Here is a 25,628-nt window from a genome sequence, read left to right as displayed (position 1 = left end):
GGTTCAATCTTCGGCACGGATGCCCAGTTCGCGCACCAGCTTGCCGTACTTGTCGGCGTCGCGCCGCAACACCTCGGCAAACTGCTGGGGCGTGGTCTGCAGCACCTGCACGCCGATGTCGCCCATCTGCTTCTGTACTTCCGGCAAGGCCAGGATGCGGTTGATTTCCTTGTTCAGCCGCTCGGCCAGGGCCGGGTCCATGCCGGCCGGCCCGAAGGCGCCGTACCACACGGCAAGCTCGTAGCCCGGAACGGTTTCGGCCACGGTGGGCACGTCCGGCAGCAGGGGCGAACGCTTGTCCTCGGTCACGGCCAGCAGCTTGAGCTTGCCGGTCTTGACGTGCGGCAGCGTCTGGGTGCCGGCGCTGAACAGCAGCTGGGTGCGATTGGCCACGGTGTCCAGCACCGCGGGCGCGCCGCCGCGATAAGGCACGTGGGTCATCTTGATTCCGGTGGCCTTCTCGAACATGGCCGCGCTCAGGTGGTTGGTCGACCCCGCGCCGGCCGAGGCGTAGGCCAGCGGGTGCGTCTTCGCGTAGTCGATGAACTCCGCGACGTTCTTCACCGGCAGCTCCGGATTCACCACCATGGTATTGGTGACCAACGCCAGCTCGGCGATGGGCGTGAAGTCCTTGACGCCGTCGAAGGGCATGGTGGCGTACAAGGCCTGGTTCATCGTGTGCGTGCTCATCGATCCGATCAGCAGCGTATAGCCGTCCGGCTTTGCGCGCGCGACGTAGGCCGAGCCGATATTGCCCGACGCGCCGGAACGATTCTCGACGATGACGGACTGGCCCAGCGACGTCGTCAGGTGCTGCGACAACAGGCGCGCCAGGATGTCGGTGGACCCGCCCGCTGCCCACGGCACCACCAGCGTGATGGGCTTGTCCGGATAGGCGGCCGCGGCCAGCGCCGGCAGGATGGCCAATGCGGCCAGTGCGCCGCGAAGATAACGTCGGAAGGAAGGCATGGAAATCCCCTGTTCGTAATGAGTCGGTACTGAAGAGCCGGTACGTATGCCGGCGGAAAAAACGGTCGGTCAGCGGCCGACCGCGTAACTCTGCATGCCGCGTGGGTTGGCGCCCGCGCGCAGCAGCAGGCCGCCGCCCGCCGCCGGTTCGCGCGTGCAAGCGCTGATCCGGCCTTCGGACCAGTCCGCGCCGACCTTGACGTCGTGCCCCGCGGCCCGCAGTCCTTCCAGCGTGGCGGCCGGCATGCGGCCCTCCACGGTGATGCGGTTGAGCGTCGTCGAGCGCGGCCAGAACGATCCCGGGAAGTGGTCGACGTGCCAGGATGGCGCGTCGATGGCTTCCTGGAGGTTCATGCCATGCAGGGCATGGCGCAGGAAGAACGGCGCCGTCCACTGGTCCTGCTGGTCGCCACCGGGCGTGCCGAAAGCCATGTACGGTTCGCCATCGCGCAAGGCCATGCCGGGCGACAAGGTGGTGTTCGGACGCATGCCGGGGCGCAACGTGCCGGGCAGGTCCTCGTCCAGCCAGGTCATCTGCAAGCGCGTGGTCAGCGAGAAACCCAGTTCCGGCACCACGGGGCTCGACGACAGCCAGCCGCCCGAAGGCGTCGCCGCCACCATATTGCCCTCGCTGTCGATGACGTCGATATGGCAGGTGTCGCCGACGAAGATCTCGCGCGCCGCCCATTCCTGCACCGGCGGCAGTTGGGCGAACGTCGGCTCGCCCACGCCGAAGCGGATGTCGGCCTTGGCCAGCGTGCGCGCGGCGGCATCCAGGTCCGGCAGGCGCGGCGTCCGTCCCAGCGGATGGCCGGGGTCCAGCACCTTGCCGGACTGCCCCGTGATGCGCGCGGCGCGCGCCCGCGCATAGTCGTCCGACAGCAAGCCCGCCAACGGCACGTCGACCGCTGCGGGATCGCCATACCAGGCCAGGCGGTCGGCGAAGGCGAGCTTGGCGGCTTCGGCGATGCGATGCACGAACCCGGTGGAATCGGGCGCCAGGCCTTCCAGGCCCAGGTGGCGCGCCATGGCAAGCTGCTGCAACAGCACGGGCCCCTGCGACCAGGGCCCGCACTTGGCGACCGTATAGCGGCCGATGTCGGTGGTCACCGGCGTGTCATAGGCGGCGCGCCAATCCGCCATATCTTCCAGGCGCAGCAAGCCCTTGTTGCGTTCGCCGGTGGTGTCGCGGATGGCGGTATCGCGGTAGTAGGCGTCGATGGCCCGCGCCACGAAGCCACGGTACCAGGCATCATGCGCGGCATCGATGCGGGCGCGACGGTCGCCGCCGCGGCTGGCCTCTTCCAGGATGCGGACATAGGTGGCGGCGATGCCGGGCGTGCGGAACAGGCGGTCCGGATGCGGCACCTTGCCATCGGGCAGCCAGACGGCGGCGGAGCTGGACCACTCCTGGCGGAACAGGTCCTGTACCGCATAGATGGCCTGCGGAATGCGCGGGACCAGCGGAAAGCCGTTACGCGCGTAGTCGATGGCGGGACGCAGCACATCGGCCAGTTCCCACGTTCCATGATCGCGCAGCAGGGTCAACCAGGCGCCGAAGGCGCCCGGCACGGTGGCCGGCAGCAGGCCGATGCCCGGCACCATGTCCAGGCCCCGGCCGCGGAACCACGACGGCGTCGCCAGCGCTGGCGCGCCGCCCTGTCCGCACAGCGCCTGCATGCGCTTGTCGCGTTCGCTCCAGAACAGGATGGGCACCTCGCCGCCCGGGCCGTTCAAGTGCGGTTCGACAATCTGCAGCATGAAGCCGCCCGCGGCCGCCGCGTCGTAGGCGTTGCCGCCGCGTTCCAGCACGCTCATCGCCACCTGGCTGGCGAGCCAGTGCGTGGAAGACACCACGCCAAACGTACCGCGGATTTCAGGACGAGTGGTGAAGGATGGGGACATGGGTGCGCAAGGGAAGGACAAGGGTGGCCATGGCGGCGGACTGCTCGAAAAAGTATAGGTCGGCTGAAATAACCCATTACAGGTTTTTTATAATGCCGCCATAAACAGATGGTTATGACTAACCGAGGCGGCCGGTGCCTCGCCGGCCTCGCCTTACTAGCCCCGCCTTACTAGCCCCGCCTCACCAGTCCCTGAACAAGCCCTATGTCCGCCACGTCCCTGACCGCCTCCGCCGCGCGCCTGGTCTCGCGCCTGAAGCTGCGCCATCTGGCCCTGCTGATACACATCGCCGAGCGCGAATCGCTGACTCGCGTCGCCGAGGAAATGGGCATCAGCCAGCCGGCCGCCACCAAGGCGCTGGCCGAGATCGAGGACGTCTTCGGCGCACCGCTCTTCCTGCGCACCTCGCGCGGCCTGCGGCCGACGCCGCTGGGCGAACGGGCCATCGTGCGTGCGCGCCATATGCTGCAGGACGTCGATCGCTGGGCGGGGGAAATGGAGGCGGTGCGCGGCGGCCATACCGCGCATCTGCACGTGGGGGCCGTTCCCTACATCTCGGCGCGCGTACTGGTGCCGCTGATCGAGCGCCTGTACGAGCGCCACCGGATCACGATCAGCCTGCAACGCGCCACCACGGACCAGTTGCTGGACGGCCTGCGCGCCCATGCCCTGGATTGCGTGATCGGCCGGGCGGCCGTCATGAAGGGCATGGATGCGTTGCAACACGAAGTGCTGTACCCGCAGCGCCCCGCCCTGATCGCCAACCGACGGCTGGCGCGGGCGCTGGCGCGCCGGCCGCCGGACTGGGCCGCGCTGGCGGAAATGAACTGGATCCTGCCGTCGCCGCTGACGCCCATCGGCAACATGGTCAGCGAACTATTCGCCCGCGCCGGCGCGCGGCCGCCGGCGCCGATGATAGAGACCTACTCCATGGACGTCATCGCCGGCCTGATGGCGCATCACGACAGCCTGTTGTCGATCGTGCCCGAAGAGATCGCCACCGACCTCGGGCGCGACGGCAATATCACCATCGTGCCATGGACCTTCGACTGGACCCTGCCGCCCGTCAGCCTGATCCGCCGCCGCCGCGAGTTCACCTTGCAAGCCGAGGAATCGCTGGTGCGCATCCTGCGCGAAGTGTGCGCGGAAACGGCGGCAGGCTGACCTGCGGCGGCCCCTCGCCGAGCCACGCTTCCCGCAGCTTGCTTTTGTCAGGACTCGGCGTCCTCCGTCCCATCGTCCTCGGCGCTATCCAATGCGCTATCGACCCGCCTGTCGTAGGGACCGACGCCCAGCTTCTCCAATGCGGTCCATCCCCACCGCTGCGCCGCGAACTCGTCCAACGCCTCCAGGCGCCGCCGGCAGTTATGAGCCCCCCAATACGGCGTGGACATCAATTTGCCGCGGTAGTCGACACGCCCGAGCAACTCATTGAAGTTCACTTGCACGATTTCGCGCATAGCCTGCCATTTTTCATCGAAGCAGACATTCTTAAGCTTTCGATTCTCGCGCGCGGGAAGCAATGTCAGATTACCCAAGGTATGCAGATACGGCAGCATCGATTGGTTGTAGTCCCGAAAAGCCTTTCTTTCCTTTTGCGATGCGTCTTTCAGGAAGCGGTCATCCGGTTTCTGGGGATAGATATGCTCGATATCCCACGTTGCGCGAAACTCGTCCCAGTTCCCGGAAAGGAAGACGGGAAGCTGGGCGTCGATATGAAACCTGTTCTTTTTCTTTCCGCCCAGTCCGAGGGCGATTCCGTATTGCCAGAAAAAATATTTCAGGAACGATCCAAAACTTCCGTAGAAATCGGCGTGGTGCAAGGCAGAAGCAGCGAACTCCCAGTCATCGTAAACCGCGGCGGTGCCGGTGGAGTCCAGGACCTCCGCCTCCTTTCTATCCCAGAAAGTAGGCTGGCGCCTTGGCCAGAAAAGCTGATGGTTGAGCTCCCTTGCCGTGGTGATGCTGGCGCCCGCGGCATCCACCAGTTCGCCATGGAAAAGCTGGCGCGCGATACGCCACTTGAAACTACGGCGGAAATTCGCCCGCCGCATCGCCAGTGCATCCCGGAAGGATGCAATTTCACAGAACCGGATAACCTGATCGGCTTCCTTCGGCATCTTGAGCAACGCTGCCACGAGCAACGGCTGCCATTCAGCCTCCCGATTAAGTCGCGCAAAATCCAGCAGCGCCGCCTCGACTGGATCGTGTCCCTTGCTCATGTCAGGCGACACGACCCGAGCCCAATGTTCGGCGACCAGAACCAGCGTGTCCATATAACCCAGGATATAGCCGGCCAGGTCCTCCGGCTTGAGCGCCTCCACTCTCTGGACCAGCACATCGAGCACCCGCGAAGAACTATCGAAATTCTCCCTGTCGAACAGGATCCAATGCACGCGCAGAAGGCGATCGGCATCCAGTTCTTCCAATGCCGTGTCCTGGCCGGCGCTGGATTTGCGCCGAGGGCAAATGACGCGATAAAGCTTGTCGTAGCTGCGCGTAATCCTGTCAATCAGAGCCTGCCGCTCAGGACGTTCCGGCACCAAGGCAACGACTTCGATCAGTTTGTTCTTGACGAGGTCGAACTGCGAGACTTTGCGCCCTCTAAGATTGATGCGTTCAAACAGGGCTGTAGCACCTTCCAGCTGCGGCGCCACGTACACAATCAGTTCGCAGGATTCGATCACCGCCGCGGCGACCTCGCCAGACAGTTTTTCGCCAAGCCGGCGATATGCCTTCACAAGCAGGTTTTGCGACAGGGTCTCCGGCTGGACCGGCCGATCCCCCAATAGGAGTTCGATGATCCTGGCGTCATCCACGGACCGGCTTTCCAACCAAAGGCGGTTCATCGCATTCGACGGCTGGAACACGGCGGCTTGCTTATGCACGGCGGCCATCGCCAGCATCAGCGTCGTCAATCGTTGCTGCCCGTCGATCACGCCCAGCCGCCCTGCCTCCATATACACGACGGTCATGCCAAGAAACAGGGGTTGGCCCTTGCGACTGGCATTGCGGATATCGGCTATGAATTCATCGATCTGGCTGTCGCGCCAATCGTAAGGACGCTGGAAGGCCGGAATGAAAAATCGCGTATCCAGGAGGTCACGCACACAGAACAATTGCGACGTTCCGGCTTGCCATTTTTCTATCTGAGGCGAATCCATGTTTACCTGTATGTTGAGTCCGGGGGCCTGAACTAATGCGCTTAACACGCGCCCAGGCTGGAAACGGCGGGGCCCTGAATAATAGGATACTTTTAGTTACCGCACCAATACCGCCGGACGCCTGTCCCCGACGTTGAACCCGCGGCGCCTATCTGTTCACAAAGGGTAAGCGATTGAAAACCCCTCCCCGCGCGGGCTGGATTTTGCTCCAATCTTTCCGTGGTCTTGCGTGAACCATCGCCAAGCTGACAGTACGATTCATCACGACTGAAAAGAACGCATGCAGATCGCGGACGGCCGGCTGCGTATTCTCGCCTCGACCCGTGCCACCTGGCCGGGCCAGGCAATCGCTAGGAGAGCAATCATGAATTCACGCATCGCGCTGCAAGCCGCCCTGTGGACCGCCGCCGCGCTGGCCGGCACGCCGGTCCTGGCACAGACCGCCGCCGGGCCGGCCAATCCGGCTGCGCCGGCCGCCATGACCACGGCGCCCGCCAACGCCAAGCCGGCAACGCCGCGCCGAAGCAACGATCGCGTTGAAAAACACATCAAGAGCCTGCACGACCAGCTCAAGATCACGGCCGCCCAGGAAAGCCAGTGGGAGACCGTGGCCCAGACCATGCGCGACAACGCCGAGCAGATCGACGCGCTGGTGGAGAAACGCAACGCCAATACGACGATGACGGCCCTGGACGACCTCAATTCCTATGCCGATATGTCGCAGGCCAATTCCGACGGCGTGAAAAAACTCGCCGCGGTCTTCGCCCCGCTGTACAACAGCATGTCCGACGAACAGAAGAAGAACGCCGACAAGGTCTTCGGCGAGTCGCACAACCGCCGCACCGCGCACAACAAGAAACCGCAGCCCGCCAAGAGTCCCAGCAAGGGTTGAGCGCCAAGTCGCCGGCTGGCGCCCCGGGCGCCGGCGCCGCGCCCCCGGGACCCGCCCGGGGCTGACGTCCGCGCATCGCAAGGAACCGCGCCGCCCTCATGGCCGCCCCGTGGCCTGGCATGGATCCTGCTCGCGGCAATGGCATAGACAGAATCGAGGACATCACCATGAAACGCTCCACCCTGACCCTGCTGGCGGGCCTTGCCGTCATGGCCGCCACCAGCGCGGCACATGCCGAGATCAGCGTCAACCTGGGTATCGGCGTGCCCGCCTATGGCCCACCGCCGCCCGTCATCGTCACGCCCGCACCGGTGTACGCCCCGCCGCCGCCGGTGATTTATCGCGGCAACGGCTACTGGGGACATGAGTACCGTCGTCCGCCACCGCCGCCGCCCCGGCACTACGACCATCATGATGATCATCATGACCATCATGACGACCATCGCCACGACGACCACCATCACTGATTGCTGACACACGCCCGGGGCGGCTTCGAACCGCCCCGGGCCGTCACCCCACCTCAGAGCACGCGCGCCAGCGCAAAGCCATCCCAGCCTTTCTCCCCCACGGTCTGCAAGGCGGTCGCCGACACGCGGCGATCGGCGCCCAGCTGCTCGAAGAACTCGAAGACGCCGCGCACGTCGGCATCCTCCCGTGCCGCCGCATCGACGATGCGGCCCGCGCGGATGATGTTGTCGCCCACGATGACCGTGCCCGGCCTCGACAGCGCCAGCGTGGCTTCCAGGTAGAACGGATTGGACGCCTTGTCCGCATCGATGAAGGCGAAGTCGAACGGGTCGCCGTCCTCTTCGCGCAACCGAGCCAGGGACGCTCGCGCGTCGCCGACCATGATGCGCACACGATCGGCGAGGCCGGCCTTGGCGATATTGTCGGCGGCCACGCGGGCGTGCCCAGGATTGGCCTCCAGCGTCACCAGCTCTCCGTCGGCAGGCAGCACCCGTGCCAGGCAGATGGCGCTATAGCCACCCAAGGCGCCGATTTCCAGGATGCGGCGGGCGCCGCACATCTGCGCGAACAGTTGCAGCATGCGTGCCTGGTTGGGCGCCACTTCGTGCGCCGGCAAACCCGCCGCGCGCGAGGCGGCCAGGGCCTGCTCCAAGGTAGGGTCCGACAGGCCCAGCGTGCGTTCGAAATACTGATCGACGGCAATCCAGCGTGCTTCATCCATGATCGATGCCCTTTGCTTTGCGATTAAAAAAACGTCACGCGGCCCGCGCCGCTTGCTGCCCCCGGGGGCTTAGGTCCTGGGGCGTCCACAGGTATCAAAAAAACTATCAGTAGATTCGCGCCTCGTTAGCAGGCGCCCTGTGCAGCCACATTTACAACAGGGCTTGAACCTGCCCGATGAGCCGCATACTACGGCGCCTACGGCAGTCATGAACAGGCAGTAATTTTGCTGTTATCGTCAGTTTTTTTAACGGACCCTTCGCTACGCATGCGCAAGCTCCCTCCCCTGTCCGCCTTGCGCGCCTTCGAGTCCATCGCCCGCAACGGCTCCGTCACCCGCGCCGCCGCCGAACTGCATCGAACCCATGGCGCCCTGAGCCGACAGCTGCGCCTGTTGCAGGAAGACGTCGGTGGCCCCTTGTTCGACAAGGCCGGCACCGGCCTGCAACTGAACGATGCGGGCCACGCGCTCTACGACCTGGCGCGGCGCGGCTTCGATGAACTGGAAACCGGCTATGCCCGGGTGCTGCGGCAGGCGCGCGATCCCGGCCTGCACGTGGCGTGCAGCGCCACCTTCGCCATGCGCTGGCTGGTGCCCAACCTGGAGCGCTTCTACCGCGCCTGCCCCGACGTGCGCCTGCGCCTGTCCATGACGTCGGCGCGCCAGATGCGCGGCGAGGACGCCGACATCCTGATCGCTTGGGACCTGTCGGCCTATACGTCCGCCGACCGCGCACGCGCCATCAGGTTGTCCGGCGCCGCCTTCGGGCCGGTGCGTGCGCCAGGCTACAAGCCGGCGCGCGGACGCGCCGTGCGCATCGCCCATGACTACACAGGCCGCGCCTGGGAAAACTGGCAGGCGCGAGATGCGCGGCCGATGTCGTTCGCGCGTGAAATAACCTTCCCGCACACCCATTTGTGCATCGAGGCCGCCACGGCGGGCCTGGGCGTGGCGCTGGTCGAGCGGCGCCTGGTCCGCCGCGAGCTGGAGGACGGCACCCTGGTGGCGCCACGCGGTTTCGTCGAATTCGACGACGGCATGATGGCGCTGCCGGCCCAGGGGCGTCCCTTGTCGCGTGAGGGGCAGGCGCTGGTGGACTGGCTGCGCTCGGCATTGGACGCGCAAGCGGCGGCCGGGGCGGACTAGGCAGCGTACGGCGACGTAGCGCCGCTCAATCCTTCAACAAGCCAACCAGGCCTTTCAGTTGCGCGGCGCAGGCGCGTTGCGCGGTCTTTTCTATGTCGCGGTACAAGGCGACCAGGCGTTCGCCGGCGGGCGTCAGCCCGCTGCCGCCGCCGCTCGCCCCGCCATGGCCGGAATGCGTGGCCGGCTCGCGCAAGGCGCGGTTCAGTTCGTCGACGAGGAGCCAGGCGCGTCGATAGGACATGCCCATGCTGCGCGCGGCCGCGGCGATGGAGCCATGCGCCTGTATCGCCTCCAGCAGGTCGACCTTGCCGGGACCGATGGCCAGGAGGTCCTGATGACGGATGCGCAGGCGAAAACGGACCTCCGTGCCGGACGCGCCGGCATCGCCGGCGGCAAGGGCATTGCCCGCCGGGCTGCGAGGAGATGGCGAGGTTGTCATGGCGGCAAGCATACACGAGGGCGCTGCCGCTCAAGCCAGCAAGGACACCGACTTCACCTGCGCCCACGCCCGGCTGCCTGGCGCCAACGCCAGCTGATCCCGCGAATACCGCGTAATACGGGCCAGCAAGGGCGTGCCGCCTGCATCCAGGCGGACCATGATCTGGGCCGGCTCGCCGGTCTGCGCCATATCCTCCACGCGCACCGGCAGCACGTTCAGGATGCTGCTGTCGCGCGGCGGCGCCAGGGTCAGGCTGACATCGCGCGCCCGCACCACCAGCCTCATGCGCCGCCCCAAGGGCAAGTCGTCGTGCACCACGCGCAACCTGGCGCCCGCGCCCGCCACGAAGACCGTCAGCAGGCGGTACTCGCGGTCATAGGACGCCACCTCCCCCTCGATGACCACCGATGCGTCGTCGGCCATCGCGGACGGCAGGTCCAGGCGGGCCAGGGTCTGGCCTATCGGCCCGCTGGCCAATACCCTGCCGTGTTCCAGCAGCACCAGGTGATCCGCCAGGCGCGCCACTTCCTCCGGCGCATGGCTCACATAGACGATGGGAATGTCCAGCTCTTCGTGCAGGCGTTCCAGGTAAGGCAGGATCTCCTGCTTGCGCGCGTTGTCCAGCGCGGCCAGCGGCTCGTCCATCAGCAACAGCCGCGGGCTGGTCAGCAGCGCGCGGGCCATGCCCACCCGTTGCCGCTCGCCGCCCGACAAGCCTGCCGGCATGCGGTCCAGCAGATGATCGATACCCAGCAGCGCCACGGCGTGGTCCAGCGCCACCCGGCGTTGGGCCGACGCGACCCGCTTCAGCCCATAGCGCAGGTTGTCCCGCACGTTCAGGTGGGCGAACAGGCTGGCCTCCTGGAACACATAGCCCAGCGGACGGCGATGGGTGGGCAGGTCGATGCGCCGCGCCGTGTCCAGCCAGACCTCGTCCTCGACGCTCAGATATCCCTCGCCGGGGGCGGCCAGGCCCGCCAGGCAACGCAGGCACGTGGTCTTGCCCGACCCGGACTGGCCCAGCAGCGCGGTCACGCCGCGGCCGGGCAGCCGCAGGTCGACGTCCAGCGTGAATGCCGATTGCCGCAGCAGGAAGCGCGCCTCCAAGGACGGCCGCGGCGACTGGCGGGCACCGGTATCGACCATAGCCATGGCGCTCACGCCAGCACCCGTCGGCGAGTGGAATAAAGCAGCATCAGGATGAGGAAGGAGAATACGACCATACCGCCGGCCAGCCAATGTGCTTGCGCATACTCCAGGGCCTCGACGTGATCGAAGATCTGCACCGACACCACTCGCGTCCTGTCAGGGATATTGCCGCCTATCATCAGCACCACCCCGAACTCGCCCACGGTATGCGCGAACCCCAGCACCGCCGCCGTCACGAAACCGGGCCGCGCCAACGGCAGGGCCACGGTGAAGAAGCGGTCCCACGGCCCCGCGCGCAAGGTCGCCGCCGCCTCCAGCGGACGATTGCCGATGGCCTCGAAGGCATTCTGCAAGGGCTGGACCACGAAGGGCATGGAGTAGAACACCGATCCCACCACCAAGCCGGCGAAGGTGAAAGGCAAGGTCCCCAGCCCGAGCGACTGGGTCATCCTGCCGATCGCGCCATTGGGGCCCATCAACAGCAGCAGATAGAAGCCGATCACGGTCGGCGGCAGGACCAGCGGCAGCGCCACTACGGCGCCCACCGGTCCCTTGAGGCGCGAATGCGTGCGCGCCAGCCACCAGGCGATGGGCGTGCCGACCACCAGCAGCAGGACGGTGGTGAACGTGGCCAGCTGCAAGGTCAGCCAGATCGCGCCGAAATCGCTGGCTGTCAGTGCCATGGCCGTCGCGCCTCCGCGATCGCCCGGACTGTCGCCGGGCGGCCGGGCCGGATGATGGTTTGTGAAAACCTCACGGTTCCGATGCCCGGATTACAGCTGATAGCCGTAGGACTTGATGATGGCCGCCGCCTTCGGCCCCTTCAAGTAATCGGCGAAAGCCTTTGCGACGGGATTGGCGCCGCCCTTGTCCAGGATGACGGCGTCCTGGCGGATGGGCTCGTGCATGCTGGCCGGCACCACCCAGGCCGAACCGCCGGTGACCTTGCCGTCCTTATAGATCTGCGACAGCGCGACGAAACCCAGTTCGGCATTGCCGGTGGCGATGAACTGCTGGGCCTGCGTGATGTTCTGGCCCTCGACGATCTTGTCCTTGACGGCTTGCGCCAGGCCCAGCTTTTCCAGCGTCTGCACGGCGGCCAGGCCATAGGGCGCCGCCTTGGGATTGGCGATGGACAGGTGCTTGAACTGGTTCTTCTTCAAAACCTCGCCCTGGTCGTCGACATAGCCTTCCTTGGCCGACCACAAGGCCAGCGCGCCGGTGGCGTAGGTGAAACGCGAACCGGGAACGATGCGTTTTTCCGACTCCAGCTTGGCCGGCGTGCTGTCGTCCGCCGCCAGGAAGACCTCGAACGGCGCGCCGTTCTGGATCTGGGCGTAGAACTGGCCGGTGGCGCCGAAAGCGGCGACCACCTTGTTGCCCGTCTCCTTCTCGAACTCCGCCGCGATGGCCTTGACGGGCGCGGTGAAGTTCGCCGCCACGGCGACCTGGACCTCGCCGGCATGGGCGGTGGCGCCGATGGCGGTGGCGACGACGGCCAGCGCGGCCGAGAAGAATCGGATGTTCATGTAGGAATCCTAGCTGGGAATAGGTGAAGGCTCGCCGGCCGTCGCAAGCACGACTCGGTCGCAGCTCGATATATACGACAGGATATTACGACCGCTATATTACACGCGAGCAGCTTCAACGTCCCACGCGTTGCGTTCTCGCACGCGCGGGCGTAGGATTCCTAACAGCGGAGGGACAGACCCGACGCACTATTCAATCTCTATGAGGGATGCTCATGGAACTCGACTACCTGGTCTTCATCGGCCGCTTCGAACCTTTTCACAATGGCCACGCCGCGGTTGCCCGTCATGCCCTGACCCGCGCCGGCAAGGTCATCTTCCTGGTCGGCTCCGCCGATACCCCCCGCACCACGCGCAATCCCTGGACGGTCGCCGAACGCACCGTCATGATCCAGGCCGCGCTGGGCGACGAACAGGCGCGGCGGCTGATCATCTGCCCGCTGCGCGACCACCTGTACAACGAAAGCCTGTGGATCGCGGGCGTCCAGCGCACCGTGGCCGAGGCCATACGCAAGGACGGCGGTGATCCCGCCGGCGCGCGCATCGGCCTCATCGGCATGGACAAGGACGCCTCCAGCTACTACCTGAAGGAGTTCCCGCAGTGGCCGCTGGTCGACGTGCGCCACACGGAAGCGCTGTCCGCCACCGAGCTGCGCCGTTATCTCTTCGAAGCGGGCGACAACGACCGCCATGGCGCGCTGCTGCTGTTGCGGGGCAATGTGCCGGAGCCGGTCTTCGACATGCTGGAGGCCTTCCGCCGGAATGCGCCGGCCTACAAGGAACTGGCGGTCGAATACCAGTTCATCCAGCAATACAAGGAAGCCTGGAAACAGGCCCCGTACCCGCCCACTTTCGTGACCACCGACGCCGTGGTGGTGCATTCCGGACATCTGCTGCTGGTGCGCCGGCGCGCCGCGCCCGGCAAGGGCCTGTGGGCCTTGCCGGGCGGCTTCGTCGGGCAGGAGGAGACCATACTCGACGCCGCCATCCGGGAACTGCGCGAGGAAACCCGGCTCAAACTGCCTACGCCGGTGCTCAAGGGGTCGCTCAAGGGCCGCAATGTCTTCGACCACCCCGACCGCAGCCAGCGCGGCCGCACGATCACGCACGCCTTCCACTTCGATTTCCCGGCGGGCGAACTGCCCGACGTGCGCGGCGGCGACGATGCCGACAAGGCGCGCTGGATCCTGGTCAGCGAAGCATTGGACATGGGTCCCCGGCTGTATGAAGATCACTTGCACATCATCGAGTTCTTCCTGGGGCGCGGCTAGGCCGCAGCCTGGACCCGCACCCGGCCGCCGGCGGATAGACCGCCGGCCCTGCAACGACGAGAAGGAGCTTCCGTCATGAAATGCCTCGACAACCTGCTGCTCAACACCGACAGCTACAAGGCCAGCCACTGGCTCCAATACCCGCCCGGCACCGACGCCACGTTCTTCTATGTGGAGTCGCGCGGCGGCATTTATGACCGCACGGTGTTCTTCGGCCTCCAGGCCCTGCTCAAGGAATACCTGGCCAAGCCCGTCACGCACGCCGACGTGGACGAGGCGCGCGATTTCTTCCAGGCCCACGGCGAGCCTTTCAACGAGGCCGGCTGGCGCGATGTGGTGGACCGCCATGGCGGCTTCCTGCCAATCCGCATCCGAGCGGTGCCCGAAGGCATGGTGGTGCCCACGCACAATGCGCTGATGACCATCGAATCGACCGATCCCGCCGCCTTCTGGGTGCCTTCGTACCTGGAGACCATGCTGCTGCGCATCTGGTACCCGATCACCGTCGCGACCATCAGCTGGCACGCCAAGCAGACCTTACGCCAGTTCCTCGAACGCACCAGCGACGACCCGGCCGGCCAGTTGCCCTTCAAGTTGCACGACTTCGGCGCGCGCGGCGTGTCCAGCGCGGAGTCGGCGGCGTTGGGCGGCGCGGCCCACCTGGTCAACTTCATGGGCACCGACACCATCTCGGGCGTGCGCCTGGCGCAGGCCTATTACCAGGAACCGATGGCGGCCTACTCCATACCCGCGGCAGAGCACAGCACCATCACCAGCTGGGGGCGCGAACACGAGGCCGACGCCTATCGCAACATGCTCAAGCAGTTCGCCAGGCCCGGCGCCATCCTTGCCGTGGTCTCGGACAGCTACGACATCTTCCACGCCATCCGCGAACACTGGGGCAAGACGCTCAGGGAAGAGGTCATCGCATCGGGCGCCACGGTGGTGATCCGGCCGGACTCGGGCGACCCGGTCGCGGTGGTGCATCAGTGCATGGAGCTGCTGGACGAGGCCTTCGGCCACACGGTCAACGGCAAGGGATACAAGGTACTGAACCATGTGCGCGTCATCCAGGGCGATGGCATCAATCCCACCAGCATCCGCGCCATCCTGGAGCGCATCACCAGCGCCGGCTACGCCACCGACAATATCGCCTTCGGCATGGGCGGCGCCTTGTTGCAGCAGCTCAATCGCGATACGCAGAAATTCGCCTTGAAATGCTCGGCGGCGCGCATCGATGGACACTGGGTGGATGTCTACAAGGATCCCGTCACGGACAAGGGCAAGCAGAGCAAGCGCGGCCGCATGGCCCTCATGTTCCATCCGGACCGGCACAGCTTCCGCACCGTCACGGTGCCGCCGGGCGTCGCCGACGGGGCGGTCACGGCGCAGGCCGTGGGCCTCCCGCCGGGCTACGAGGACGCCATGGTCACCGTCTGGGAAAATGGCCGGCTGCTGCACGACTGGCGCTTCGCCGACATCCGCGCGCGCGCTGGCGCCACGCGCCTGTGAACGCGGCATCATGACCCCGGCCGTCCCCATGGGCCTGCGCCGCGCGTTCGCCTTGCTGCTGTGTGTTTTGGCGCTGGGACTGCTCGGCGGGTGCGCGACGAGCTTCCAGCCCATGGGGCCGGCCGTGCGGGCGCCCGCCATCGACGGCAACGCGCTGGTCACGCCGGACGATGCCCGCCTGCCCTTGCGGGCCTGGCTGCCCTACCGGCAGCCGCCCTGGGCCGTCATCGTGGCGCTGCACGGGATGAACGACTACTCCAATGCGTTCGACCTGCCGGCGCAGTACTGGGCGTACTACGGCATCGCGACGTATGCCTATGACCAGCGCGGCTTCGGCGCCTCGGCGCGGCCGGGCATCTGGTCGGATACCGACACCATGGTGGCCGACCTCAATGCGGCCGTGGCGGCGGCGCATGCGCGCCATCCCGGCGTGCCTGTCTACGTGCTGGGGGAAAGCATGGGCGGCGCGGTGGTGGCCGCCGCGCTGGGCAGCGGCCCGGCGGGCCGGGAGCCGCCGCTGGCGCGCGAGATCGCCGGGGCCATCCTGACGGCGCCCGCCGTCTGGGGCCGGCAGTCGATGAACGTCTTCTACACCCTGACGCTGTGGCTGGGCTACCAGGCCTTCCCCGGCATGAAGGTCGAGCCGCCGCGCGGCCTGAAGATCCTGCCCTCGGACAATATCCCCATGTTGATCCAGCTGGGCGGCGATCCCCTGGTCATCAAGCGCACGCGCATCGATGCACTGAAGGGCCTGGTCGACCTGATGGGCGCGGGCGAGGACGCGCTCGTCCACCTTCCGCCCGAACTGCCGACCCTGGTCATGTACGGCCAGAACGAGCAGGTGCTGCCCAAGCACCTGGTGGCCTCGACCTTGCGCCGGTTGCGCGAGCGGGAGGACAGCACGCGCCTGCGCGTGGCGCTTTACCCGGAGGGCTATCACATGCTGCTGCGCGACCTGCACGCGGAAACCGTGTGGCGGGATGTGCTGGCGTGGCTGCGGTCCCCCATCGCCGCGCTGCCCAGCGGGGCGGAGCAAGCGCCCGCCGGCGTGACGGTGCATGCACGGCGGGGTAGTCCGAATTGAATCCTTATTCCAGACAGGAGCCCGCACCATGACCGACCTTACCGCCCTCGACGGCGCCACCATTGCTTTCGACCTCGATGGAACCCTGGTCGAATCCGCCCCCGACCTGATCGGCGCCGTGAACGCCACGCTTATCGCGGAAGGCCATGAGCCGCTGACCTACGAGGAGGGACGCCCCTATATCAGCCGTGGCGCCCGATGGCTGCTGCAACGCAGCCTCGATATCGCCGGCGAGCCAGACCCTGCCGCCCGCACGGCCGCCCTCTTCGGCCGCTTCATCAGCTATTACGGCGACCATATCGCGGACCAGACCCGTCCCTTTCCGGGGACCGTCGATACGTTACGGACCCTGAAAAGCGCGGGCGCCAAACTGGTGGTGTGCACCAACAAGACGACCGCCCTGTCGCGCAGCCTGCTGACGAAGCTGAACATGGCCGGATTCTTCGACGGCGTGGTGGGGCAGGATGCGGTGACGGCGCCCAAGCCCAATGCGGCGCATCTGATCGAAGCGGTGGAAGCAGTGGGCGGCGACCTGGCCCGCACGGTCATGATCGGCGACGCCGACATCGACGCCGGCGCGGCCAGGGGCGCCGGAACGCCGCTGATACTGTTCAGCTTCGGCTACACCGAAGTCCCCGCGGCGGATCTGGCGCCGGATATCCTGTTGCACAGCTATGAGGGTGTCCCGGGGGCCTGCGTATCGCTCCTCCAGCGGAAATAGCCAGGAACCATGCGGTAACGATTAAGAAAATGGCATCGGACCGCTGCCCCGGAGCATGCGCCTCACATCAGTGCAATGTCCGTTTCCACCGCCGGCACTCCTGAGTGACCAGCTTTTCCAGATTTTCCGGCGTGTTGTTTTGCGGCTGAACCACATAACCCAGGCGGGTGAGCTGTTTGCGCACCTTGGCATCAGCCAGGACCTTGTTGATGGAACGATTCAGACGAGAAATCACATGGTCCGGGGTTCCAGCTGGCGTGAAGATGGCTGACCAGTCGCTGCTTTCGAGGGTCGGATAGCCAAGTTCCTTGATCGAAGGTATCCCTGGCAACAGAGACACTCTGTGTGGCGTAAGTACGGCTATTACTTTTACGCGATTGCTGCCGATAAGGGCCAATGCCGAGGGCACCGCCGTAATCATCAGATCGGCCCGCGCCCCCAGGATATCCGCTAACGCGGGTGCATCGCCCTGGTGAGGGATGTGATGCAACTTAACGCCCACGGCTTCCTGGAATGCTTCGCCAAAGACATGCCCCAGGGAATTCACGCCGGGCGACACCATGTTGAGCCCTTCAGGGCGGTCCTTGGCCAACAGAATGAGCTCGGCCAAAGTGCTGGCTTTTACGTGGTTTCCAACGATCAGGACGCCGGGAGCGACCGCAATCTTGCCCACGGGAGCCAGCGCTTCAGCAAAATCGAGCGTTGGTTCGTTTTGGGCTGCCAAGTAGAGCATGACCGCGCTTGAACTGAGGTAGACGGTGTAACCATCTGGCGCCGCCCGCGCAACCGCCAACGCGCCAACGGTTCCCGTGGCGCCCGGACGATTTTCGACTATGACCGGCTGGCCCAATTCCTCGGCCATGGCCTGTGCCACATTCCTGCCTAGTATGTCGACCATGCCACCGGGCGGGAAACCAACAACTAGCGTGATCGGCCGGTCTGGATACACCTTGACCTCTTTTCCGTGAGCCATGGCTGGCATGGCAAACTTCAGGGCGCCACTGACAACGATCAATGTGCCCATAATCGTTTTCCAAAAGCTCATCATCAATCTCCACCGATCCATCGCTGATATGCGATCGCCGGACGTTTCCTAAATGGTGAGCATTGGTGCGGGAGGCGCCAACGATGGTTCCGCCCATCCCCTGGTCCCGCTTTCGCAATATCGGCAAGCGCTGCGGGCGATGCCCCGGCCGCTTGGCCCCGCCCCGGCCTTCTGCTATACCTCCAACGTTGTCACGCAGGGAGCTGCCCATGCCGCTCGTTGTCAGACCCGCAAGTGCCGATGACCTGGAGCGCGCCCAGGAACTGGTCGTCCGCAGCATCAACGACCTGACCACGCGCCACGGTTTCGGATCGATCGCCACGTCGCGGCCGGCGGATTTCCAGGCCTTCTGCCTGCGGGACGATCCGCGCGGCGCGTGGCTGGTCGAGGACGATGGCGAGATCGTCGGCTTCGCGCTGAGCTGGGTTTCCGGCCGCCTCTGGTTCCTGGCGGAATTGTTCGTCGCGCCGGGCAGGCAGGGACTCGGCATCGGCAACGAATTGCTGGCGCGCGCCATGCAACATGCCAGCCAGGCCGGCGCCACCGAGAAATGCCTGATCACCTTCGCCTTCAACGTCGTGTCACAGGCGCTGTACGTGCGCCATGGCCTGCTCCCGCGCGTGCCCATCCATCTGTGTCGCGCCGAGCGTGCCTCGCTGGCCTCGCGCGGGCATGGCCCCCGGCTACGCGCGACGCCCGTCACGACAGCCGCCGCCGACCTCGGCATGCTGAGGCGGATCGACCTGGCGACCCTGGGCATCGCGCGGGACAAGCACCACCGTTACCTGCTCGACGCCCCCGGGATGCACGCCGTTTTCCTCCATGATGGCAGTGAGCGCATCGGCTATGCGTACCTGGCCGCGACCGGCCACATCGGCCCCGTCGCGGTCATGCACGCGCACGCGATACCCGAGGCTTTCCAGACCTCGCTGGCCATGGCCGCCGCCGGCGCAACGGAGCAGATCTCCGTCTTCATCCCCGGCACCTGCGAAGCCCTGTCGATCGCGGCCAACCTGGGCATGCGATTCACCCTGCCCATGGTATTGATGGCGACGCGCGCCTATGGAGACTGGAAGCGCTACCTGCCTCGCAACCCAGGTTTCATGTGATTCCGCGCCGCGGCAAAGGGCTGTCGCGCAGCATCCGCAAGACGCCCGGCAATTGCGCCGGAATATCTTCCGCGATCAGCCCCGGCCCGAACGCCCGCGCGGCCTCGCCATGCAGCCAGGCGGCGCACGCGGCGGCATCGAAGGGCGCCATTCCCTGCGCCAGCAAGCCCGCGATCAAACCGGTCAAGACGTCGCCGCTGCCGCCCGTGGCCAATTCCGGCGGCGCGTTGGCGTTGATCACGACGCGACCGTCGGGCGCGGCGATCACGGTGTCCGCGCCCTTCAGCAGCACCACCGCGCCGCTGCGAGCCGCGGCGGCGCGGGCACGCTCGGCCTTGCCCCCGCCTCCCGGAAACAGCCGGCCGAACTCGCCCTCGTGGGGCGTCATCACGCAAGGCCCGCGGATCGCCTCGAACAAGCATTCGCCCTGCCCCGCGAACGCGGTGATTGCGTCCGCATCCAGCACCACCGCGCGCCCGGTCGCCAGCGCCGACAGCACATGGCGCCGCGTCAGCGCCGTGACGCCGGCGCCGGGACCGATGGCGATGGCGTTCTTGCGCGTATCCGCCAAGACCTCGTCCAGGGCGCCCGCATGCGCCAGCGGCTGCACCATGATGCTGGTCAGCGCGGCCGCATAGACCTGCCACGCGGATGCCGGGGCCGCCACCGTGACCAGTCCCGCTCCAACGCGCGCGGCCCCCATCGCCGACAGGCGCGCGGCGCCGGTCATGACGGCGCCCCCCACCACCAGGACATGGCCGCGGGCATACTTGTGCCCCTCCACTCGCGGCCAGGGGAAGCGCGCCAGCCACAGCGCCGGATCGTTCTCGTGCGCGCGCGGCGGCACTTGCGCGAGCACGCTGCCCGGAATGCCGATATCCGCCAGCACCAGTTCGCCGCACAGCGCGCGGCCAGGCAGCAACAGGTGCCCCGGCTTCTTGCGGAAGAACGTCACGGTGAAATCGGCTGGCGCCGCGACGCCCCGCACCTGCCCGCTGTCGCCATCGACGCCGCTGGGCACGTCCACCGCGCAAACCGGCAAGCCGCTCGCGGCCAGCGCTTCCAGGGTATCGCGCGCCACCCCCTCGATGTCCCGCGAAAGGCCGGCGCCGAACAAGGCGTCCACCACGCCCGCCGCCCCATGCAGCACGGCCGGCGTCAACGGCGCAACCCCGCCCCGCCAGCGCGCCGCATGATGGGCGGCGTCGCCCCGCAGGGCGGCAAGGTCTCCCAGCAGCGCCAGCGTCACGGGCCAGCCGGCCTCCGCCAGGTGACGGGCCGCCACGAAACCGTCTCCGCCGTTATTGCCCGGGCCGCATAGGACCACAACCGGGCCCCGCCGCCAGCGCGCCAGCACGGTCAGCGCCACGGCCAGGCCGGCGGCTTCCATCAGGTCCGCGCCGCCGTGGCCGGCCGCCATCGCGGCCTGGTCGGCACGAGCCATTTCATTCGGGGTCAACAAGGCTTGCATGTCCGCATCGCCGTGCATGCTGCGTTCCTCTGTTTGTAAGATCCGGGCGTCGACCGCGGACGATGTCGTTTGATGACACTGGCGACACTAGCGCCGCGCAAGAATCGGACATTGATTGACATGCGCCGCCGCCGTGCCGCTCCACACGATACCTTGCGTGCCGAGACCGTCGCAAATATCCCGGCAAAATTCACAAGTGCACGCATGCAGCGGCGCAACGGGGTGATTACACTGGTGGAATAGGCAGCACGACGCTTTTCCCCGGCCCGCCCACCGATCGTGCGCGGCCGGCCGTCCGCCCGGCGTGACCCACGCCGGCGACTCCCGTGCCCCGATGAACCAGATAGAAACACGCATGCCCATCAAGACCAGCGGCGCTGCCGACACGCAGCCCGTGCGCATCACGCGCCTGCAACGAGAGCTCGCCCAACGCCTGGCCCAGGATATCGCCGCGGGCGTCTTCGAACTGGACAGCCATCTGTCCGAGAAAGTCCTCAGCCAACGATACGAGGTCTCGCGCACGCCAGTGCGCGGCGCCCTGCGCCTGCTGGCGGAAAGCGGCCTGGCGCGCTGCAAGCCCAATAGCGGCTACTACGTCGCGCGCCGCGCGCAGGTCGACGATACCGCCGGCGCGCCCGAAGGCGCCCCCCTGACCAGCGAGGACCTCTATCGGCGCCTGGTGGCCGACCGCAGCCAGCGCCTGCTCGACGACAGCTTCACCGACAGCGAGCTGCTGCACCGCTACGGCGTGCCGCGCAGCATTCTCATGAAGACGCTGCTGCGCATGGCGTCCGAAGGCGTGCTGGAAAAGCGCCAGGGACACGGATGGCGTTTCCCCGCATCCCTGGCCGACGACGACGTGCGCAAGGAAAGCTACCGCTTCCGCATCGTGATCGAATGCGCGGGCTTGCAGGAACCGGACTTCATGGCCGACCAGCGCGCGTTCCAGGACATGCGGGAACGGCATACGGCCCTGCTGGCGGACGTCCAGCGTCCCATCGTCACCGACGAGTTCTTCGCCTTGAACAGCGCCTTCCACGAAATGCTGGCGCGCTGCTCGGGCAACCGCTTCGTACTGCAAGCCGTGCAGCAGCAGAACCAGTTGCGGCAGCTGGACGCCCACCCCGCCAGCTACCCCGTTTCTACGCTGGAGCGCTATGTGCGCGAGCACCTCGATATCCTGGACGCCATGGAAGCCGGTGACCAGGAATGGGCGGTGGCGGTGATGCGGCGGCATCTGAAAGCGACACAGTGGGCGGCGTGAGGCCAGCGCGCCCCGCCCTCATTCCGAGCGGATATTGCCCGCCTTGATGATCCTGGCGTAGCGCTCGACCTCTGTCTCCAGGTGGCGCCTGAACTGCTCCGGACTGCTGGCGATGACCTCGCCGCCACCCTGCGTAATGATCTTGCGCAGTTCTTCCGTCCGCAAGGCCTGGACCGCCGCCCCGTTCAGCGCCCGCACGACGTCGGCCGGCATCGCGCGTGGCCCCAGCAAGCCGAACCAATTGTCGGATTCGAAGTCCGGATAGGTGGCCGCCATGGTGGGCAGGTCCGGGAAGATATTGGACGGCCGCTTGGTGCTTACCGCCAGCCCCCTCAGCTTGCCGTTCTCGATATAGGGCTTGACGGTCGACAAGGTGGCGAAGCAGAGATCGATCTCCCCCGCCAGCAGGGCCATCGTGCTCGGGCCGCCGCCCTTGTAGGGCACCGCGGTGATATTCGCGCCGGTCTGCTGCTTGAGCATCTCCAGGGCGATCTGGCTGGTCGTGCCGCTGCCGTTGTAGGCGCCGTTCAAGCCGGCCTTGCTGGACTTGGACAACGCGACCAGCTCCGTGACGGTCTTCGCCTTCAAGGCGGCCGGCACGGTCAGCACCAGCGGCTCGGAGGCTGCCCAGACGATGGGCGTGAGATCGCGCGCCGGGTCCAGCTTGAACTGCCTGGCCATCAACGTGGAGTTCACCGAAATGGACGCGGACGTGAAGACCAGGGTGTAGCCGTCGGGCGGCGACTTGGCCACCGCGTCCGTGCCTATCATGCCGCCGCCGCCCGGGCGGTTCTCGACGACGAAGGCCTGGTTGAAATGCTCGCCGAGTTTCTGCGCCAGCAGTCGTGCCTCGGCATCGGTCTGCCCGCCCGGAGCCCAGGGCACGATGATGCGCACCGGCCGCGCGGGCCATGGCGTGGAACCTCCTTGCGGTTGCGCCTGTGCCGCCAGGGCAATGAACAGGCCCGCGCCTAGCGCGGCGATGCGTCTCATCATGGTCGATCCTCCTCTGGTGGACGTAGCCTCCTAACCCTGCCGCTCGAACAGTCCCGGCATCAAGCCGGCGTCGGCCAGCAGGTCGCCCGGCACTTCGACGTTGAGCGCCGCCAGGGCGCCGGGCGGCAGCCCGGGCAGCGCCAGGACCGCATCCAGGAAGCGGTCCTGCTCGGCTGCCGTCGCGTGCAGTCCCGCCAAGGCGCGGAATTTTTCGATGTAGTTCTCGCGCACGAAAGGACGGGCGCCACGTGGATGCGCATCAGCCACTTCGATCTCGTCCTCGATGACGCGCCCGTCATGCAAGGTGATGACGACGCGGCCGCCGAAGGCGCGGCGGTTGGGATCCGGATGGTGGTAACGCCGGTCCCACTCCGCGTCCTCGACCGTGCCGACCTTGCGCCACAACGCCACCGTGTCCGCACGCCGGGCCCGCTCGGGCGCATAGCTGTCGATGTGGTGCCAGCGGCCGTCTTGCAGCGCCACCGTGAAGATGTACATGAGGCTGTGGTCCAGCGTCTCCCGGGTGGCGCCGGGGTTGTATTTCTGGGGATCGCCGGAACCGCTGCCGATGATGCGGTGCGTGTGATGGCTGGTGATGATCTCCACCTTGGCGATCTCCGCCAGGTCGGCGATCCGCGGCCGCAGGCGGAAAGCCAGGTCTATCCAGGCCTGCGACTGGATTTCCGCCGAATAGGCCTTGGTGTAGGTCTCCATGATGGCCCGCTTGGACGCGCCGCGCGCGGGCAGGTGCACGGTGTAGGCCGCTTCGGGCCCGTCCAGGATCCAGGCCAGGATGCTGTCGTCGCCCTCGTAGATGGGCGCGGGAGAGGTCTCGCCCCGCATGGCGCGGTCCACGGCCTCGACGGCGAGCTTGCCGGCATGCGCGGGCGCGTTCGCCTTCCAGGTCGAGATCTCGCCCTTGCGCGATTGCCGCGTGGTCAACGTCACGTGCACCGCGTGATTGATGGCCTGGTACAGGATAGGCGTCGGCAGGCGCAACATGGCGCCGATGCCGGCCACCATGCCCGCCGCGATGTGCAGCAGATGGTCCACGCGATGCGTGTGCAGCGCGATGCCCTTGGTCAGACTGCCGGAGATTTCATAGGCCGCCGCGATGCCGCGCATCAAGTCGGCGCCCGACGCGCCGCATTGCTGGCCCACGGCCACGATGGACGGAATCATGTCGCCCGGATGGTTCATGTCCGCCGACAGGAACGTATCGTGGAAATCCAGTTCGCGGACGGCCGTGCCGTTGGCCCAGGCGGCCCACTCGCAATGCACGCGCACGCTGGACGGCAGGCCATACACGGTCGCGCCGCCCGCATGGCCATGGGCGCGGGCCTGCGCGCGGGCGTTGGCGACGGGACGCCGCAACAGGCCCGCCACCGCTACGCCGGTGTTGTCGATGACGCGGTTGACGATCATCGTGGCGACGTCGTCGTCCAGCGGGGCATCGTCCAGGGCCGCTTCGGCAAGCTTCCAGGCCAGCAGTTCCTGCCGCGGCGGCGTATCGGCGCTTTTGTAGACCCGTACGTGGTGGGCGATGGGCGCGGGATGCGCGGCGGCGGGGGCGTGGGAGTCCGGCGTCATGTTTTGGCTGATGGCTGGGAAGTCGGAAGAAGTTGACGCAGCTTATCCAGCGACCGCCGGCGCGCCCAGGCCACGGCCGGCACACCCGGTGTGAAGTGGATTCACAACGCAGCGCCAGCGCGCCGTAGCGGGCCTCTACAATCGTTGGCGATAAGATCGTCGGCAATCAGCGTCCGCCCGATGACGCATCGCAGCAAGCACGCCGCAAATAACAACCCGAGGCCGCGCCCGGCGCGGGGCCCCAGGGGGAGACCGCCGTCCATGTTCGATCGACTCGAGGATTTCCACGCGTTCGTGACCGTTGCCGAAACCGGCAGCTTCTCCGCCGCGGCCAGGGTGCTGGAGCTGTCGCCTTCCACGGTCAGCAAGCTGATCGCGCGGCTGGAGAAACGCTTCAATGTCCGCGCCTTCGACCGCACGTCGAAGGCCGCGCTGCTGACGCGCGAAGGCGAGGTCTACCTGGAATACATCCGCCGCGTCATCGACGCCGCCGCCGACGTCGACGGCCTGGCCGAGACCCTGGCGCGGGCGCCGCACGGCACGGTGCGGGTGCACACGTCGCTCTCCTTCGCGCGCTCGCAGCTCGTGCCCCTGCTGCCGGAATTCGTCCATCGCTATCCGGACGTCGAACTGCAGTTGCGCGTGGGTCCGCGCTTCGTCTCCCTGACCGACGATATGGATGTCGCGGTCTGGTTCGGCGCGACCGCCGACTCGTCCCTGGTCGCCCGCAAGATCGCCACCAGCCGCCGCATACTTTGCGCCACGCCGGCGTACCTGGCGCGCCACGGCCGGCCGCGGACACCGGCGGACCTGCATGGCCATGAGTTATTGAGCTATTCCCTGCCCGGCCGCGAATACTGGCCTTTCCTGCAGGACGGGGAAGTGCGCGAGGTGCCGGCGCGCTTTCGGGTGTCGGCCGACCTGGCCGACCTGCTTTGCCAGATGGCGCGCGCCGACCTCGGCATCGCGCGCCTGCCGGAGTTCATGGTCTCGAGCGATATCCAGGCCGGGACGCTGGTGCCCTTGCTGGAAGACTACGCCTTTCCCGAACCCATCTACGCGATCTACCGGTCGCGCCGGCACCTGAGCGTGAGGATACGGTCCTTCATCGACTTCCTGGCGGCTTCGATGCGGCAGGCGCCGTGGAACCTGGACCGGCGCAATTGAGCGCCGGCCCCATCGC

23 protein-coding genes are annotated in these 25,628 nt (G+C 66.8%); 11 read left to right on the top strand and 12 right to left on the bottom strand.

Annotated elements, in window-relative coordinates:
- Window positions 1–3: 3 nt before the first annotated feature.
- Together C7R54_RS10120 and C7R54_RS10115 are read right to left on the bottom strand one after the other, a co-directional pair.
- Window positions 4–969: a Bug family tripartite tricarboxylate transporter substrate binding protein gene (locus tag C7R54_RS10120; protein ID WP_129150042.1), complete on the bottom strand. Its 966-nt coding sequence runs from the start codon at window positions 967–969 to the stop codon at window positions 4–6.
- Between the two features lie 69 nt (window positions 970–1,038).
- On the bottom strand, window positions 1,039–2,874 hold the full coding sequence (locus tag C7R54_RS10115; RefSeq protein ID WP_129150040.1) for a gamma-glutamyltransferase family protein: 1,836 nt from the start codon (window positions 2,872–2,874) through the stop codon (window positions 1,039–1,041).
- 204 nt (window positions 2,875–3,078) lie between these two features.
- On the opposite strand from C7R54_RS10115, the gene C7R54_RS10110 reads away from it, so the two are divergent.
- Window positions 3,079–4,038: a LysR family transcriptional regulator gene (locus C7R54_RS10110; RefSeq protein WP_240039455.1), complete on the top strand. Its 960-nt coding sequence runs from the start codon at window positions 3,079–3,081 to the stop codon at window positions 4,036–4,038.
- Window positions 4,039–4,085: 47 nt separating this feature from the next.
- Here C7R54_RS10110 and C7R54_RS10105 read toward each other — a convergent pair whose 3' ends face one another.
- Window positions 4,086–6,038: a DUF262 domain-containing protein gene (locus C7R54_RS10105; RefSeq protein ID WP_129150038.1), complete on the bottom strand. Its 1,953-nt coding sequence runs from the start codon at window positions 6,036–6,038 to the stop codon at window positions 4,086–4,088.
- A gap of 364 nt (window positions 6,039–6,402) precedes the next feature.
- Between C7R54_RS10105 and C7R54_RS10100 the strand changes: the two genes are divergently transcribed.
- Both C7R54_RS10100 and C7R54_RS10095 read left to right on the top strand, forming a co-directional pair.
- The gene (locus C7R54_RS10100; RefSeq protein ID WP_158021185.1) at window positions 6,403–6,930 is read left to right on the top strand and encodes a Spy/CpxP family protein refolding chaperone; all 528 of its coding nucleotides are present in this window, start codon (window positions 6,403–6,405) and stop codon (window positions 6,928–6,930) included.
- 167 nt (window positions 6,931–7,097) lie between these two features.
- Window positions 7,098–7,397, top strand: a complete 300-nt coding sequence (locus C7R54_RS10095) for a hypothetical protein (protein ID WP_192903630.1) — start codon at window positions 7,098–7,100, stop codon at window positions 7,395–7,397.
- 53 nt (window positions 7,398–7,450) lie between these two features.
- Here the strand turns inward: C7R54_RS10095 and C7R54_RS10090 are convergent, their stop codons facing one another.
- Window positions 7,451–8,119: an O-methyltransferase gene (locus C7R54_RS10090; RefSeq protein ID WP_129150034.1), complete on the bottom strand. Its 669-nt coding sequence runs from the start codon at window positions 8,117–8,119 to the stop codon at window positions 7,451–7,453.
- 267 nt (window positions 8,120–8,386) lie between these two features.
- Between C7R54_RS10090 and C7R54_RS10085 the strand changes: the two genes are divergently transcribed.
- Window positions 8,387–9,265: a LysR substrate-binding domain-containing protein gene (locus C7R54_RS10085; protein ID WP_129150033.1), complete on the top strand. Its 879-nt coding sequence runs from the start codon at window positions 8,387–8,389 to the stop codon at window positions 9,263–9,265.
- 25 nt (window positions 9,266–9,290) lie between these two features.
- On the opposite strand, the gene C7R54_RS10080 is transcribed toward C7R54_RS10085, so the two are convergent.
- From C7R54_RS10080 to modA, 4 genes are all read right to left on the bottom strand, one after another.
- The gene (locus C7R54_RS10080; RefSeq protein ID WP_129150032.1) at window positions 9,291–9,704 is read right to left on the bottom strand and encodes a winged helix-turn-helix domain-containing protein; all 414 of its coding nucleotides are present in this window, start codon (window positions 9,702–9,704) and stop codon (window positions 9,291–9,293) included.
- A 30-nt stretch (window positions 9,705–9,734) separates the two neighbouring features.
- The gene (gene modC, locus C7R54_RS10075; protein WP_240039454.1) at window positions 9,735–10,856 is read right to left on the bottom strand and encodes a molybdenum ABC transporter ATP-binding protein; all 1,122 of its coding nucleotides are present in this window, start codon (window positions 10,854–10,856) and stop codon (window positions 9,735–9,737) included.
- Between the two features lie 5 nt (window positions 10,857–10,861).
- Window positions 10,862–11,536, bottom strand: coding sequence for a molybdate ABC transporter permease subunit (modB, locus tag C7R54_RS10070; protein WP_129150031.1), 675 nt, complete (start codon window positions 11,534–11,536; stop codon window positions 10,862–10,864).
- A gap of 90 nt (window positions 11,537–11,626) precedes the next feature.
- The gene (gene modA, locus C7R54_RS10065; protein WP_129150030.1) at window positions 11,627–12,382 is read right to left on the bottom strand and encodes a molybdate ABC transporter substrate-binding protein; all 756 of its coding nucleotides are present in this window, start codon (window positions 12,380–12,382) and stop codon (window positions 11,627–11,629) included.
- 215 nt (window positions 12,383–12,597) lie between these two features.
- On the opposite strand from modA, the gene C7R54_RS10060 reads away from it, so the two are divergent.
- The 4 genes from C7R54_RS10060 (at window position 12,598) to C7R54_RS10045 (ending at window position 16,970) form a co-directional block, all read left to right on the top strand.
- Entirely contained in the window at window positions 12,598–13,653 is a 1,056-nt protein-coding gene (locus tag C7R54_RS10060; protein WP_192903629.1) for a bifunctional nicotinamide-nucleotide adenylyltransferase/Nudix hydroxylase, read from the top strand.
- Window positions 13,654–13,728: 75 nt separating this feature from the next.
- On the top strand, window positions 13,729–15,165 hold the full coding sequence (locus C7R54_RS10055; protein WP_129150028.1) for a nicotinate phosphoribosyltransferase: 1,437 nt from the start codon (window positions 13,729–13,731) through the stop codon (window positions 15,163–15,165).
- Window positions 15,166–15,175: 10 nt separating this feature from the next.
- Window positions 15,176–16,249 carry an alpha/beta fold hydrolase gene (locus C7R54_RS10050; RefSeq protein ID WP_204524306.1) on the top strand — a complete coding sequence of 358 codons (1,074 nt, stop codon included), beginning with the start codon at window positions 15,176–15,178 and terminating at the stop codon, window positions 16,247–16,249.
- Between the two features lie 28 nt (window positions 16,250–16,277).
- Entirely contained in the window at window positions 16,278–16,970 is a 693-nt protein-coding gene (locus C7R54_RS10045; protein ID WP_129150027.1) for an HAD-IA family hydrolase, read from the top strand.
- Window positions 16,971–17,037: 67 nt separating this feature from the next.
- Here C7R54_RS10045 and C7R54_RS10040 read toward each other — a convergent pair whose 3' ends face one another.
- Window positions 17,038–18,018, bottom strand: coding sequence for a Bug family tripartite tricarboxylate transporter substrate binding protein (locus tag C7R54_RS10040; RefSeq protein ID WP_158021184.1), 981 nt, complete (start codon window positions 18,016–18,018; stop codon window positions 17,038–17,040).
- A 206-nt stretch (window positions 18,019–18,224) separates the two neighbouring features.
- Between C7R54_RS10040 and C7R54_RS10035 the strand changes: the two genes are divergently transcribed.
- Complete coding sequence (locus tag C7R54_RS10035; protein ID WP_129150025.1) at window positions 18,225–19,124, top strand: GNAT family N-acetyltransferase; 900 nt, start codon at window positions 18,225–18,227, stop codon at window positions 19,122–19,124.
- Here the strand turns inward: C7R54_RS10035 and C7R54_RS10030 are convergent.
- Complete coding sequence (locus tag C7R54_RS10030) at window positions 19,117–20,613, bottom strand: NAD(P)H-hydrate dehydratase (RefSeq protein ID WP_204524305.1); 1,497 nt, start codon at window positions 20,611–20,613, stop codon at window positions 19,117–19,119. The two genes, C7R54_RS10035 and C7R54_RS10030, sit on opposite strands and share 8 nt — an antisense overlap.
- A gap of 337 nt (window positions 20,614–20,950) precedes the next feature.
- Here C7R54_RS10030 and C7R54_RS10025 point away from each other — a divergent pair, with 337 nt between their 5' ends.
- Window positions 20,951–21,859 (top strand): GntR family transcriptional regulator, encoded by a 909-nt coding sequence (locus tag C7R54_RS10025; protein WP_129150024.1) that lies wholly within the window; start codon window positions 20,951–20,953, stop codon window positions 21,857–21,859.
- Between the two features lie 18 nt (window positions 21,860–21,877).
- Here C7R54_RS10025 and C7R54_RS10020 read toward each other — a convergent pair whose 3' ends face one another.
- Both C7R54_RS10020 and C7R54_RS10015 read right to left on the bottom strand, forming a co-directional pair.
- Window positions 21,878–22,855: a Bug family tripartite tricarboxylate transporter substrate binding protein gene (locus C7R54_RS10020; protein WP_129150023.1), complete on the bottom strand. Its 978-nt coding sequence runs from the start codon at window positions 22,853–22,855 to the stop codon at window positions 21,878–21,880.
- Between the two features lie 30 nt (window positions 22,856–22,885).
- Window positions 22,886–24,445: an MmgE/PrpD family protein gene (locus C7R54_RS10015; RefSeq protein WP_129150022.1), complete on the bottom strand. Its 1,560-nt coding sequence runs from the start codon at window positions 24,443–24,445 to the stop codon at window positions 22,886–22,888.
- Between the two features lie 261 nt (window positions 24,446–24,706).
- Between C7R54_RS10015 and C7R54_RS10010 the strand changes: the two genes are divergently transcribed.
- Window positions 24,707–25,612, top strand: coding sequence for a LysR family transcriptional regulator (locus C7R54_RS10010; RefSeq protein WP_192903628.1), 906 nt, complete (start codon window positions 24,707–24,709; stop codon window positions 25,610–25,612).
- The last annotated feature ends 16 nt before the right edge of the window (window positions 25,613–25,628 follow it).

The organism is Achromobacter aloeverae (assembly GCF_004121055.1).
GTDB classification, from domain to species: Bacteria; Pseudomonadota; Gammaproteobacteria; order Burkholderiales; family Burkholderiaceae_B; genus Bordetella_C; species Bordetella_C aloeverae.
This window is presented reverse-complemented; position numbering and strand designations above follow the sequence as displayed.

Excerpts from the sequence above, each read along its gene's own strand:
- C7R54_RS10120 (WP_129150042.1), bottom strand. The coding sequence starts at position 969 with ATGCCTTCCTTCCGACGTTATCTTCGCGGCGCACTGGCCGCATTGGCC.
- C7R54_RS10115 (WP_129150040.1), bottom strand. The coding sequence starts at position 2,874 with ATGTCCCCATCCTTCACCACTCGTCCTGAAATCCGCGGTACGTTTGGC.
- C7R54_RS10110 (WP_240039455.1), top strand. The coding sequence starts at position 3,079 with ATGTCCGCCACGTCCCTGACCGCCTCCGCCGCGCGCCTGGTCTCGCGC.
- C7R54_RS10105 (WP_129150038.1), bottom strand. The coding sequence starts at position 6,038 with ATGGATTCGCCTCAGATAGAAAAATGGCAAGCCGGAACGTCGCAATTG.
- C7R54_RS10100 (WP_158021185.1), top strand. The coding sequence starts at position 6,403 with ATGAATTCACGCATCGCGCTGCAAGCCGCCCTGTGGACCGCCGCCGCG.
- C7R54_RS10095 (WP_192903630.1), top strand. The coding sequence starts at position 7,098 with ATGAAACGCTCCACCCTGACCCTGCTGGCGGGCCTTGCCGTCATGGCC.
- C7R54_RS10090 (WP_129150034.1), bottom strand. The coding sequence starts at position 8,119 with ATGGATGAAGCACGCTGGATTGCCGTCGATCAGTATTTCGAACGCACG.
- C7R54_RS10085 (WP_129150033.1), top strand. The coding sequence starts at position 8,387 with ATGCGCAAGCTCCCTCCCCTGTCCGCCTTGCGCGCCTTCGAGTCCATC.
- C7R54_RS10080 (WP_129150032.1), bottom strand. The coding sequence starts at position 9,704 with ATGACAACCTCGCCATCTCCTCGCAGCCCGGCGGGCAATGCCCTTGCC.
- modC (WP_240039454.1), bottom strand. The coding sequence starts at position 10,856 with ATGGCTATGGTCGATACCGGTGCCCGCCAGTCGCCGCGGCCGTCCTTG.
- modB (WP_129150031.1), bottom strand. The coding sequence starts at position 11,536 with ATGGCACTGACAGCCAGCGATTTCGGCGCGATCTGGCTGACCTTGCAG.
- modA (WP_129150030.1), bottom strand. The coding sequence starts at position 12,382 with ATGAACATCCGATTCTTCTCGGCCGCGCTGGCCGTCGTCGCCACCGCC.
- C7R54_RS10060 (WP_192903629.1), top strand. The coding sequence starts at position 12,598 with ATGGAACTCGACTACCTGGTCTTCATCGGCCGCTTCGAACCTTTTCAC.
- C7R54_RS10055 (WP_129150028.1), top strand. The coding sequence starts at position 13,729 with ATGAAATGCCTCGACAACCTGCTGCTCAACACCGACAGCTACAAGGCC.
- C7R54_RS10050 (WP_204524306.1), top strand. The coding sequence starts at position 15,176 with ATGACCCCGGCCGTCCCCATGGGCCTGCGCCGCGCGTTCGCCTTGCTG.
- C7R54_RS10045 (WP_129150027.1), top strand. The coding sequence starts at position 16,278 with ATGACCGACCTTACCGCCCTCGACGGCGCCACCATTGCTTTCGACCTC.
- C7R54_RS10040 (WP_158021184.1), bottom strand. The coding sequence starts at position 18,018 with ATGATGAGCTTTTGGAAAACGATTATGGGCACATTGATCGTTGTCAGT.
- C7R54_RS10035 (WP_129150025.1), top strand. The coding sequence starts at position 18,225 with ATGCCGCTCGTTGTCAGACCCGCAAGTGCCGATGACCTGGAGCGCGCC.
- C7R54_RS10030 (WP_204524305.1), bottom strand. The coding sequence starts at position 20,613 with ATGCACGGCGATGCGGACATGCAAGCCTTGTTGACCCCGAATGAAATG.
- C7R54_RS10025 (WP_129150024.1), top strand. The coding sequence starts at position 20,951 with ATGCCCATCAAGACCAGCGGCGCTGCCGACACGCAGCCCGTGCGCATC.
- C7R54_RS10020 (WP_129150023.1), bottom strand. The coding sequence starts at position 22,855 with ATGATGAGACGCATCGCCGCGCTAGGCGCGGGCCTGTTCATTGCCCTG.
- C7R54_RS10015 (WP_129150022.1), bottom strand. The coding sequence starts at position 24,445 with ATGACGCCGGACTCCCACGCCCCCGCCGCCGCGCATCCCGCGCCCATC.
- C7R54_RS10010 (WP_192903628.1), top strand. The coding sequence starts at position 24,707 with ATGTTCGATCGACTCGAGGATTTCCACGCGTTCGTGACCGTTGCCGAA.